The sequence below is a fragment of the Sphingomonas mesophila genome (assembly GCF_003499275.1).
Lineage (GTDB): Bacteria > Pseudomonadota > Alphaproteobacteria > Sphingomonadales > Sphingomonadaceae > Sphingomicrobium > Sphingomicrobium mesophilum.
Map to the genome: position 1 here is coordinate 2,270,713 of NZ_QWDF01000001.1, position 11,350 is coordinate 2,282,062.

The 11,350-nt window shown below is 64.3% G+C and carries 10 protein-coding genes; 5 read left to right on the top strand and 5 right to left on the bottom strand.

From position 1 onward, the window contains the following. Positions 1 to 3: 3 nt before the first annotated feature. From D0Z60_RS11380 to D0Z60_RS11395, 3 genes are all read right to left on the bottom strand, one after another. Positions 4 to 684: a thermonuclease family protein gene (locus D0Z60_RS11380; RefSeq protein ID WP_118858343.1), complete on the bottom strand. Its 681-nt coding sequence runs from the start codon at positions 682 to 684 to the stop codon at positions 4 to 6. A gap of 476 nt (positions 685 to 1,160) precedes the next feature. Further along, positions 1,161 to 1,496 (bottom strand): hypothetical protein, encoded by a 336-nt coding sequence (locus tag D0Z60_RS11390; RefSeq protein WP_118858344.1) that lies wholly within the window; start codon positions 1,494 to 1,496, stop codon positions 1,161 to 1,163. Between the two features lie 166 nt (positions 1,497 to 1,662). Beyond that, a complete protein-coding gene (locus tag D0Z60_RS11395; protein WP_118858345.1) occupies positions 1,663 to 1,923 on the bottom strand; it encodes a DUF6894 family protein in 261 nt (86 codons plus the stop codon). A gap of 236 nt (positions 1,924 to 2,159) precedes the next feature. Here D0Z60_RS11395 and D0Z60_RS11400 point away from each other — a divergent pair, with 236 nt between their 5' ends. From D0Z60_RS11400 to D0Z60_RS11415, 4 genes are all read left to right on the top strand, one after another. Next, positions 2,160 to 2,912 (top strand): Crp/Fnr family transcriptional regulator, encoded by a 753-nt coding sequence (locus D0Z60_RS11400; RefSeq protein WP_118858346.1) that lies wholly within the window; start codon positions 2,160 to 2,162, stop codon positions 2,910 to 2,912. A gap of 309 nt (positions 2,913 to 3,221) precedes the next feature. Further along, positions 3,222 to 3,482, top strand: a complete 261-nt coding sequence (locus tag D0Z60_RS11405; RefSeq protein WP_118858347.1) for a hypothetical protein — start codon at positions 3,222 to 3,224, stop codon at positions 3,480 to 3,482. 367 nt (positions 3,483 to 3,849) lie between these two features. After that, complete coding sequence (locus tag D0Z60_RS11835; protein WP_205421063.1) at positions 3,850 to 4,410, top strand: YMGG-like glycine zipper-containing protein; 561 nt, start codon at positions 3,850 to 3,852, stop codon at positions 4,408 to 4,410. A gap of 65 nt (positions 4,411 to 4,475) precedes the next feature. Continuing rightward, entirely contained in the window at positions 4,476 to 5,768 is a 1,293-nt protein-coding gene (locus D0Z60_RS11415; protein WP_240325634.1) for a L,D-transpeptidase scaffold domain-containing protein, read from the top strand. On the opposite strand, the gene D0Z60_RS11420 is transcribed toward D0Z60_RS11415, so the two are convergent. After that, positions 5,769 to 6,008, bottom strand: coding sequence for an energy transducer TonB (locus D0Z60_RS11420; RefSeq protein WP_118858349.1), 240 nt, complete (start codon positions 6,006 to 6,008; stop codon positions 5,769 to 5,771). Between the two features lie 440 nt (positions 6,009 to 6,448). After that, positions 6,449 to 8,737 (bottom strand): bifunctional salicylyl-CoA 5-hydroxylase/oxidoreductase, encoded by a 2,289-nt coding sequence (locus D0Z60_RS11425; protein ID WP_118858350.1) that lies wholly within the window; start codon positions 8,735 to 8,737, stop codon positions 6,449 to 6,451. 603 nt (positions 8,738 to 9,340) lie between these two features. Between D0Z60_RS11425 and D0Z60_RS11430 the strand changes: the two genes are divergently transcribed. Continuing rightward, on the top strand, positions 9,341 to 11,350 hold a 2,010-nt coding region (locus D0Z60_RS11430), incomplete at its 3' end, for a DUF5801 repeats-in-toxin domain-containing protein (protein ID WP_205421064.1).

Here is an 11,350-nt window from a genome sequence, read left to right on the forward strand (position 1 = left end):
GTCTTATCGAACCAGAGCCCGCCGGTAGCCTGCGGCCCGGGCGTCGGCCTCGCTGCAGAATAGCTCCTCGGCGCGGGTCTGCGCGTAGTAAGGCATGCCCGGGACGTGGTAGATCCACTCGCCCCTGCGGCTCCTGTTCCCCTTTATATTGCATGCGCCCGACGCCACGACCCTTGGCGCCGCCGCCGGCCGCTGCTTTAGCACCCGGGAAGACGGCGGTCGGCGATCTGCCTCGCGCGCCGCGGAGCGCACCTGCGACGGCATCTCGAACGTCCCGGCCCACATTCCGCGGCGGTTATTGCGCGCTGCTTCCTCGGCCGAGACGTAATCAGTGGAGTAGCGACGGAACGCGACGGCGTAGCCCAGGGCGACCATGGTCGTGTTCACGTCGATCCCGGCGGTGCTGCAGCGGGCCAGGGTCCGGCCGAAGTCATCCACCCCCGTGGGCGCGCACCGCACCTGTCGGCCCGTGACGAGCTTCGACAGCTGGTCCGCCGCCTCCCTGCCGCACGACCAGTTCTTGCCGGCGCGGGTGCAGGCCTGATCGAACTCAGGAGCGTCGATGCCGAAGAGGCGGACGCGCTGGCCGGCGACCGTCAGGGAGTCCCCGTCACCGGCCACGGCGATGCCGTAGATGGGCTCGGGGGCGGCGTAGAAAGCCGCGGCGAGGAGAAAGGTAAGCATAGGGCGCCGGTCTGTTGTCGCCCTGAATACCTTACTTTGTGGTTTCTGCCCTTAGAAAATGGGGGCGCCTCAGCTTTGCGCGCTTTCCCCGGGCGCCAGGAGCGCGCCGCCGCCCCCGGCCGGGCTTCGGATAGCCGCCCGCCCGGATCGGCCGCCCTACCTTACGCGACGGCCCTGGAAACGGTCGCCCGGACGCCGACCCAGGGTCAAAAAAAGGGCGTCGCGGAAAGGCCCCGGACGCCGCTTGGACGCCCGGGGGAAGAGTTTTCACTCAGCGGCGGCGCTCTCCGGCCAGCGGTCGGCAGAGAGGGTGGCTCAGTAAAGTTTCACAAACAAGACGGCCGGATTCAACAGGAGCGGACTCATCCCGGTAGCCTGGATCCACGGTCCTCTAAGGGGTAAATTACCGCGCTGAGCTAATGTCTGTTTTGGGTGGAAAGCTGACTCTACGAGGCGGCTAGCTCGAAAAGCTTGTTTCAGTCAGTCGCCGAAGTTGAACTGGGCGCAATCGTGTCCCCCAACGCGTCGTTCCTGGTCAGCACACCCTTCACAACAAGATGCTGAATGAGGCTGTCGAGTAGCTGTAGCTCGATAGTCGGTCGAACCTCCTCGTGGGCGTCGATGTGCGCGCTCTCATTGGCCCCATCAGAACCTTCAGCTGAGGTCATCGCCACCGGCTCACCCAAATGGCTCACCATCTCGGCATAGGCGCGCGCCAGACGCTGATGGGCTTCTCGCGAGGCCGCACAGACGGCAAGAGCTGCGGCTTCCAGCTCTTCCTCATAGCGTTGAAGATAATAGTCCCGATCCATGCGTAACTCCCACAGCAAGCGGGAGCGCTATGGCGTCTCTCAGCCGGGCGAATGCTCTATTGGAATGCTCGCCCGATATGCCAACCTATCACCTGCCAGGGCGCCAGCCGTCTTCTAATGTCTTGATTTAGTATAGCCCCTGCCGATCTTCGTAGAGGGTCGAAAATTACGCGGCCGACGCGCTTGCCTTCTTGGCTGCTGGTGCTTCGAATGCCGAGATGTGCATCACGTAGAGAATGAGCCCATCGACATTGGTCACGTCCACACGCCAATCTTCGTCCACCCAGATTTCGTTCGCGTGGTCGCTCAGAAGCTGGCCGACGAACTGGGCCACCTCGATCCGAAGTTCTGTCAAATTGGCACGCTCGACATCGAGCGTCTCAGAAACGATGCTCTCCGTGCGCAGGGCGATATGGTATTTCGGCACAGCGAACCTCCCTGGGGCTGCGTGCCCGCAAGAGCGCAGCGGTTAGGCATCTGTTTAGCCGTCTTCTCGGCTTCGCAATAGCCGGAGTTTTCGCGGCCCAATTGCGACCGATGCGTAACCTATGTTCTCGACTCCTAGATGGCTTGCGTCTAAGTGACTTTCATCACTCGGTCCCTTCTTCGGCAACCGGTGAATGAGAGTTCTTCTGAGGCTCCCGCCCAAATCTGGAACTCATCATGCTGGCAAAAACCCCGCATCCGCTCGCGCCTTTGGTCGACAAGCTCGAATATGCCCATGTCTTGAGTGAGGAGGACCGAGCGGCAGTTTTGGCACTCCCTCACAGCCTGAAAGCGCTGGAGCCGCATTCCTACATCGTGCGCGAAGGCGACAAGCCGACGAGTTCCTGCCTGCTTCGAAACGGCTTCGCCTTCCGCCACAAGGTCGTTGGCGATGGCGGACGCCAGATCTGTTCCATCCACATGAAAGGTGACATGGTCGACTTGCAAAACTCGCTGCTCGGCTATGCCGATCACAGCGTGCAGGCGCTGACCCGGATCGAAGTGGCGTTCATTCCGCGCGAAGCCATCCGGCAGATTGCGTTCGATCGCCCGGCGGTCGGGATGGCGATGTGGTTCGACACTTTGGTCGACGGCTCGATTTTCCGCGAGTGGATCACCAATGTTGGGCGGCGTAAGGCGCGGCTCCGGCTGGCGCACCTGCTGTGCGAATTCTCGCTTCGGCTGGAAGCGGCGGGGCTGGGCAAGCGCGACGACTATACCTTGCCGATGACCCAGGAGCAGCTTGCCGATTGCACCGGCCTTACCTCTGTCCACGTCAACCGAACGCTTCGCGGGATGGATGCGGACGGGCTACTGACCCGGACCAACCGGAGCGTCACGGTCAGCGACTGGAAGAAGCTGGCGAAGGTCGGCGACTTCCGCTCCGCCTACCTCCACCTTCGCGAAGACCAGCTCGAGATAGTGCAGTAAGTTTGCGCGCTTCGCCGAAGCCGGGGTGAGACTAATATCCGTTAGTCAAGTTGGGTGGCACGGGTTCTTTCAATTATCGTTCCACCCTCATGCACAGCACGAAACCTCATGGCCCCAAGCGGGACCTCGACCTCGGCTCCCTGGTCAAACGGGCATTGCTTTGGTTCTTCGGGCTGTGGCTCATTATAGCCGGGATCGCGGTCAGCGTCTCTTACTTCTTCGATGCCTCTTGAGGAGTGTCGGATTGGCTGATTGAGATCCGGCGAGCGCTATCGTTCGCCTAATCTAAGTTATTACTTTGGCACTGGAATGGACCTCGCCGGTTTCAGGCAAATGCAAACATACCGCGTGACGATTGTGAATGAACACTTTGCTCAGACGGGCGAGCAAAAGGCCGCCGACGACATTGAGGCGTGGCAAGCTGCAATCCGAAGCGCGATCACAATCGCGGCGGACCAGGTATCTCACGGCAGCCCCTTCTTTGGAGCTGAAGTGACCGTCGAAGAGGGGGACCGGCATGTCGGTCGATACATCGTGTCTGTTGGTTCATCGCCGCTGAAGGGAAGTTAGGCGACTACTGGAGCGAAGCTGTCTGGCAGCAAAAAGAGTCAGCTTTGGGTCGAAAGCTGACTCTAGCTGGACCTGATGTCAGTGGGGTAGCTGTTGTGGGAACATGGGCTAAGCTGGCTCGAATTAACCTTCAAAGTTTGGCAGCCTCCGTCTCCGCCAGCCGCTTTCCCGTTCACCCCTGACAAATTCTTGTCGCAGACCGTTCCGCTCGGACTGGCGCACGGTGGCCGCCGTGCGCCCGAAACGCCCGCAAGATTCGGAACCGGAACGGAAAAGCGTCGTTCAGAGGGCGCGTGGATTGCTGCTGGCTCTTGGGGGCGGGGGTGCGGCGCGGTGCGGTCCCGCATTCGAGAAAAGGGAGATTTGTATGAACAAGAAACTCGCAGCCGCCCTCATGGCCGGCTCGCTTTCGCTCACTGCCTGCGCCTCGGTCGACGATGCGCGCTATCAGGACGTCGGTACCGGTGCGGCGGTCGGCGCGCTCGGCGGCGCCGCGGTCGGCGCAGTGGTCGGCGGCGTTAGCCCGATCGAAGGCGCGGTGGTCGGTGCGGCGATCGGTGGCCTGACGGGCGCGGTGTGGTCGGACGCCAACAACGACGGCTATGCCGACGGTTACACCTACAACGGCAATTATTATCAGGGCCAGCCGCAGGGCTATAACCGTACCCTCGGCAACGTCGCCACCGGCGCGGTCGGCGGTGCTGCCCTCGGCGCTGCCGCGGGCGCGGTGATCCCGGGCGTGAGCGTCCTTGAAGGCGCCATCGCCGGCGCCGTCGTCGGCGGTCTCGCCGGCGCGATCTGGACCGACAACAATCGGGACGGTCGGGTCGACGGCTACACCTACAACGGCCAATATTACGCCGGTACGCCGAACGAAAATCCGCCGACCTACTCGCAGCCCGCGACGCGGACCGGCGAGCGCGGCTAATGACGCGACGGGCGCCAGCATCGCTCAAAGGGCGCGCCGCGGAGCATAGGCTTCCGGCGCGCCTGATGCTGGCCGCCCTCGTTGCGTGCGGCGTTTCGCAGGCGGTCGCTCCGGCGACTGCCGCGACCGTCGCCGCCACTCCGGCGGGCCAGTCTGCCGACGAATTTTATGCCGCGCATGGCGACCGACCGATCTGGTTCGGGCCGGCGCTCAACGATCCTGCCGCCGCCCGCGCTCTCCTTGACTTGCTGCGTACGGCCGAGGCCGATGGTCTCGATCCGCGCCGTTACGACATTGCCCGCATCGAGGCAGCGCTCGCAGCCGCTGGATCCGGCTCGTTGGCCGCGACCGCCGCTGCCGATCGCCTTCTGAGCGAAGCGTTCGTGGCCTTTGTACGCGATCTTCGCCGAGCCTCTTCGGCCGATATGATGTGGGTCGATTCCGATCTTCGCCCCATGCCTCCCGCGCCGCGCGAGATGCTGTCGGCCCTGGCCTCTTCCGCCGACCCGGTGCGATTCGTTCGGCAGATGGACTGGATGAACCCTGTTTATGGGCGGCTCCGCCAGGCACTGGTCGACCCGTCACTTCCCCCGGCGGAGCGCGCGCTGCTACGTCTCAATCTGGAGCGCGCCCGGGCTTTGCCCGCGCCGACCGGCCGCTACATCCTGGTCAACGCTGCCGCGGCTCGGCTGGAGATGCACGAGGACGGCCGGATGGTCGATTCGATGCGTGTCGTGGTCGGCAAGCCCGCGCACGCTACGCCGATGCTCGCGGCCCGGATCCGCTACACCTCGCTCAATCCCTATTGGAATGTCCCGCCCGACCTGACCGCCGAACGGATTGCGCCAAATGTCCTGAAGGAAGGGCTCTCCTACCTGAAAGCAAAAGGCTATCAGGTGTTCGCCAGCTGGGACGAAGATTCGCCGCTGCTCGACCCCGCTACCGTCGATTGGGCGGCGGTGGCCGATGGCCGATCGGAAGTGCGCATTCGCCAGCTGCCTGGCCCGCACAACGGCATGGGCCTGATGAAGTTCATGTTCCCCAACCGCGCCGGCATCTACCTGCACGATACGCCGCAGAAGGAATTGCTGAGCGAGGCTTCGCGGATGTTCAGTGGCGGCTGCATCCGGCTCGAAGATGCGCCGCGGCTGGCTCAATGGCTTTATGGCCGCCCGCTCAAGCCCGCCGGGTCCGCGCCAGAGCAACGTGTCGACCTCAAGGACGATGTGGCAGTCTTCATCACCTATTTGACGGCGGTCCCGGAACAGGGACGCGTTGCCTTTCTGCCGGACGTCTATGATCGTGACCGCCAGGCTCTCGCTCGGCTAGGCTCGGCTGGGCAATTCGCCAGCCGTTGATCACCGGCCGCGCCAGTTGACGACATAGAAGGTGTGATCCGGGACCGGTTGGCCGCTCGCCAGCCGCGCCGGCCGGAACAGGATTCGATAGCTCAGTCGGCAGGTGAGATCGTCGGTCGCCGGATTGCCGCTGCTTTCGACCAGCCGGCACGCGTTAACTTGCCCGCTCGCAGCAATGCCGAGCTCGACCACGACGCGTCCGACGTGGCGACCGCCGCGATTGTCGCGATCGCCGATCATGCCGCTGAGCAACTGGGCACGGACGACCGGCTGCGATCCAGGGCCGCCGCCGCCCGCTCCGCTCCCTGCGCCCCCCGAGCCCGGGCCGGTCCCGCTCGTGCCCCGACCGCTGGTAGCCGCCGACCCGCTTGCGGGGTTGGGCGCGGCCACCACCGGAGTTGGGCGCGTAACCGGCGATGGGGTGGCCAAGACCGGACTGGCCTCACGACCGGAAGACCCTTCGGGCTCGCGCTCGGTCGGACGCGGCTTCGGTCGCTCGATGGGTGGCGGCGGTGGCGGGGGCGTCGAAACTATGTCGAAGGTCTCGAGCGCTTCGTCTTGCCGGACCTCCTCGCGGAGGGCGAGGCCCGTTACCAACGCAGCACCCAGGAACAGATTGACGGCGATCGCCGCTACCGCTGCCCGCACGCGCTCGCGGCGCGAAGCGAGTTGCCGGCGGGTCATAGCCGTGGCTGGTCCTGCGCCTCCCGCTCGAACAGCCGGGCGAGCTGGGCCATGCCGTTAAGGTAGGGCGGCGGCACTGCGATGTCGCGATGACCCTGCGCGGCGGCGGCGCGCAGGGTCCAGGCAGGGTCGATCAGGTGCGGGCGGGCAAGGGCGACGAGGTCGGCGCGGCCGGAGGCGAGGATCGCGTTGGCTTGGTCGAACTCCGTGATGTTGCCGACCGCCATGGTCGCGACCTGCGCCTCGTTGCGCACCTTGTCGCTGAACGGGGTCTGGAACATGCGACCGTAGGTCGGTTTGGCGTCGGCCCAAGTCTGGCCCGCGGACACGTCGATCAGGTCCGCGCCGGCGTCGGCAAAGGCGCGGGCGATGGCCACCGCCTCGTCGGGCGTCACGCCCTCCTCACCGGCCCAGTCGCTCGCCGAAATGCGCACCGACATCGGCCGTTCCCGGGGCCATGCCGCGCGCATCGCCGCAAACACCTCGAGCGGGAAGCGCAAACGGTTCTCGAGGCTCCCGCCATATTCATCGGTGCGCTTGTTCTGAAGCGGCGTGATGAACGCCGACAACAGATAGCCGTGGGCAGCATGAAGCTCGACCATGTCGAAGCCGGCGTCGATTGCCCGCACGGTCGCGGCAACGAACTGGTCGCGGATCATGTCCATGTCGGCACGATTCATCGGCCGTGGCGCTTGGTTGGCGGGCGACCAGGCGACATCGCTTGGACCGATCAGGGGCCAATTACCCTCGCTCAGCGGCGCGTCCATCTTCTCCCACCCGACCTGGGTCGAACCCTTGGCGCCTGAATGGCCGAGCTGAAGGCAGATTTTCGCAGCGCTGCGCTGATGGGCAAAATCGACGATCCGTCGCCACGCTGCCGTCTGTTCGTCATTCCAAAGGCCGGTGCAGCCGGGAGTGATCCGCGCGGTCGGCGAGACGCACGTCATTTCGGTGAACACCAGCCCGGCGCCGCCGAGTGCGCGCGCGCCATAGTGAACCAGGTGAAAATCGTCGGGCGCGCCCTCGTTCGCCGAATAGGTTGCCATCGGCGAGACGACGATGCGGTTGGCGAGCGCCATCTGGCGCAGCTTGAACGGCGCGAACATCGGCGGCGCGACCCGCTCCTCGCCCGCCGCCTCGCGCCAGAAGCGCTGCTCGATCCCGCCAAGCCAGCCGCGGTCGCGAAGCCGCAGATTCTCATGACTGATGCGCTGGCTGCGGGTGAGAAGCGAATAGGCAAACTGCCATGGCTCGAAGCCGGTGTACCGCTCTAGCGTCTCGAACCACTCGGTCGAGTTCCGTGCGCTGTTCTGGAGCTTGACTACCTCCAGCGCGCGCTCGGCCTGATATTCGTCGATCGCCTGCTCGATCGGCAGGCCGGGCCGGTTGAGCACCTCTGCCAGCTTGATCGCGTCCTCGAGTGCGAGCTTGGTTCCCGAACCGATCGAGAAGTGCGCGCTGTGCGCGGCATCGCCGATCAGGATGGTGCGGCCGTCGCGCCACTGGCCGCAGCTGATCCGTTGGAAATTCAGCCAGGCGGCCGAACCGCGCAAATGCGCCGCGTTCGACTGGAGCCGGTGACCATCGAGATAGCGCGCAAAAATCTGCTCGCAGCGGGCGATCGCCTCGGCTTGGTCCATCCGGTCGAAGCCCAGCCCGCGCCACGTCGCCTCGGAGCATTCGACGATGAACGTCGAGCAATCGTCGGCGAAGCAATAGGCGTGAGCCCAGATCCATCCAACCTCGGTCCGCTCGAATGCGAAGGTGAAAGCGTCGAACAGTTTCGACGTGCCGAGCCAGACGAACTTGTTGGAGCGAGTCTCGACTGCGACGTCAAAGACTTCGGCACGGTGGGCGCGAAAGCGGCTGTTGATGCCGTCGGCGGCAACCACCAGGTCGAACCGGCTCCAGTCGCCGGCGGGATCGCATTCATGCTCGTAATGCAGCCTAGCGCCAAGCTCTTCGGCGCGCTCGGCGAGGATCTCGAGCAGTTCGCGACGCCCGATGCCGATGAACCCATGCCCCGACGAGCGGTGCACCTCGCCGCCGAAATGCACCTCGATGTCGTCCCAATGGGCAAAGCCTGCTTCGATGCGTCGGGCGGATTCGGGATCGCAAGCAAGCAGATTGGCGAGTGTCTGATCCGAGAAGACCACGCCCCAACCGAAGGTGACGCCGCGCGGATTGCGCTCGAACACCTCGAGCTCATGCGCCGGATCGCGCAGTTTCATGGCGATCGCGAGGTAGAGCCCCGCGGGCCCGGCGCCGATGCATGCGATCCTCATCCGCGCGACACTAGCGTCGGTGAGGGCGGCGGCAAGCGCGGAAGCGGCCACGCGACTCGGCAGTGATTCGGCGCGAGGTGGGCAGCCTAATTACCTGAAAAGGTGCTTTTCCGTCTCGTTTCAGGACGCCTCAACGAATTTTCGGACGGGCTCGACGTTGCCCTCCCGGTGCAAAAGCGCGTTCACAGCAACAGCAACGGGAGCCAATTTAACCCGTTGTAAATGCATCTCGTAAATTTAACTCGGGTTAACCTCGGGACTTGAGCGGGTTTTGTTTGAAGTCAAAGTCCAGGCTGTTCGCATCTTCATTGCGATACAGAAGCAAAACTCCATTTCTGTTCGAAGTATCAGCAAGGAATAATGCCGCATTGTATTGGAGGCTTAACGAAACTGTTGTTGATTACCGATACAAATTGGGACGTCAGGGGTGTGATTGGCGTTTTATCCACGCTTGCTTTTTTCCAGTTTCGGTGTTTGCCTGACTCTGGATGCGGGAGACAAGATTGGCGTTAACCACCTTTGGTTAACGGCTGATCCCACTTTTCCGCGCGAAAAGGATGGCGCTGCCGGACGGTCCGGGGACGCCACGGGCAGAGGTGGGCCATGCAAAATCAAGATGCTTCCCAGTCGGGTCTCAACCAGGCGACTGCGCTCGATGCGCGGGATGACGCCGACCACCTCGCCGCAGCTGACTACGGGCCAGCGCTTGGGAACACGATCACCGGGGTAGGGACGATCACCGGTGCGACCGGCACGGACATCGACGGCGTCTCGGGCAAGATTACCCTCGTCGAGGGCGCTGGTGGCAGCGACAGCAGCTTTTCGGGCGGCAAGCTTGAGGTGCACGGCCAGTATGGCACGCTGACCATCGATGCGGGCGGCAATTATAGCTATGTGCGCGACCCTGGCACGCCCGCGGGCGTCGCTGACGTATTCAATTACACGCTCAAGAGCGGCGAGAGCTCGGACGTCGCCAAGCTGATCATCAACATCGGCGACGTGCCCATGCTCAAGAATGCTGGCAGCGAGACCGATGCGGGCCGGGTACTTCCGACCGCCGAGGGGGTCGTTGTACTCCCCGCCGGAGTCGAGTTGTCTGACGTCCGCGTGGTCGGCCGCGATCTCGTCATCACGCTGCCGGACGGGACGACGATGGTCATCCCCGACGGCGCGATCTTCGTTCCCCAGCTGGTCATCGACGGAGTCGAGGTGCCTGCCACCAACCTGGCGGCGCTGCTGATCGATTCCGAGCCGCGTCCGGCGGCCGGCGATCTCTCGCCGCTCCAGCAGAGCAGCGGCGGCAATTTCGCACTTCCGGTCAGTCCGCTCGATCCGGGGGTTCCGCTCGGTGACCTGCTTCCTCCCACCGAGCTCAGCTACACGCCGCCTGAAGTCGAGGAGATCGGCGAGTATCTCGAGCAGAACGATCCGCCGCTGATCATTGGCTCGACTATCTCGGTTTCCGAAGAGGGTCTGGCCAACGGACTCGCGGACGATGCGCCTGGGCCGCCGCAGGACACGACCAACCTCGCCGTGCGCACCGGTACGGTGACGGTTTCGGACCCCAATGGCGACGCTCTGATTGTCACGCTCGGCCTGCCGACGGATGCGCTGACGTCCAACGGTCAGCCGATCACCTGGGTGCTTAGCCCGGGCGGGCAGCTGCTGACTGGCAGCGCCGGCGGAAACAATGTGATCACCGTCTCGATCAACAACAGCGGTGCTTACACCGTTACGCTGTTGCGCCCGATCGATCATCCCACCGGCGGCGGCGAGAACACTGCTGCTCTCACCATTCCCGTCACTGCCAGCGATGGCGACCTCAGCGCGATCGGCACGATCGGCATCCAGCTTGAGGATGACTCGCCGAGCGCCAGCGCGGCGGCAGCCGGATCGAGCATCGTTGTCGATGAGACGTCAGGACGCACCGGGTTCCCGATCAGCGATACCAGCGATGCGCCGATGATCACTCCGGGCGCCAATCCGTTTGGCGCCGACGGCCCGGCGGCAGCCGCCTCGACGGTCTATGGCCTGGCTCTGACCGGCGGCGTGGCGTCGCTTGCCAGCGGCATCCAGACCGCGGTTGGCGACCAGCCGATCACGCTGCAGCAGACCAATCCCACCACCATCACGGGCACGTATGGCGCCGGGCTGGTGGCGTTCACCCTGGTGATGAACAGCAACGGCACCGTTACCTACACCCAGAATGTGCCGCTCGAGCATTCGACCGACGGCACCTCGGCTGCCGCGCACAACGACACGTCCACGCCGATCACCCTCACCGGCCTGGTCAACGCGACGCTGACCCTGACCGACTTCGACGGCGACAGCGCGTCGACGTCCGTGCCGATCGGCGATCGCATCTCGGTGTTCGACGATGGTCCCTCGAATACGCCCAACGGCGAATTCCAGCGCGCCGTCCTGACCGTCGATGAAAGCCCGGTCGCGGAAGATGGCATCCTGTCTGCAAGCGCAAGTTTTGCGGGCGCGTTTTCACCGTCCGTCGCAAATTACGGAGCCGACGGGGCGGGCAGCGTGGGCTATGCGCTCAATGTTGCCAACGGCACGGCGAGCGGCCTGTTCGCGCTCGATCCGGCGGACAAGCTGGGCGCT

Bases quoted from the DNA above. Each gene is read 5' to 3' on its own strand.
- D0Z60_RS11380 (WP_118858343.1), bottom strand. From the start codon at position 684: ATGCTTACCTTTCTCCTCGCCGCGGCTTTCTACGCCGCCCCCGAGCCC.
- D0Z60_RS11390 (WP_118858344.1), bottom strand. From the start codon at position 1,496: ATGGATCGGGACTATTATCTTCAACGCTATGAGGAAGAGCTGGAAGCC.
- D0Z60_RS11400 (WP_118858346.1), top strand. From the start codon at position 2,160: ATGCTGGCAAAAACCCCGCATCCGCTCGCGCCTTTGGTCGACAAGCTC.
- D0Z60_RS11405 (WP_118858347.1), top strand. From the start codon at position 3,222: ATGGACCTCGCCGGTTTCAGGCAAATGCAAACATACCGCGTGACGATT.
- D0Z60_RS11835 (WP_205421063.1), top strand. From the start codon at position 3,850: ATGAACAAGAAACTCGCAGCCGCCCTCATGGCCGGCTCGCTTTCGCTC.
- D0Z60_RS11415 (WP_240325634.1), top strand. From the start codon at position 4,476: ATGCTGGCCGCCCTCGTTGCGTGCGGCGTTTCGCAGGCGGTCGCTCCG.
- D0Z60_RS11420 (WP_118858349.1), bottom strand. From the start codon at position 6,008: ATGATCGGCGATCGCGACAATCGCGGCGGTCGCCACGTCGGACGCGTC.
- D0Z60_RS11425 (WP_118858350.1), bottom strand. From the start codon at position 8,737: ATGAGGATCGCATGCATCGGCGCCGGGCCCGCGGGGCTCTACCTCGCG.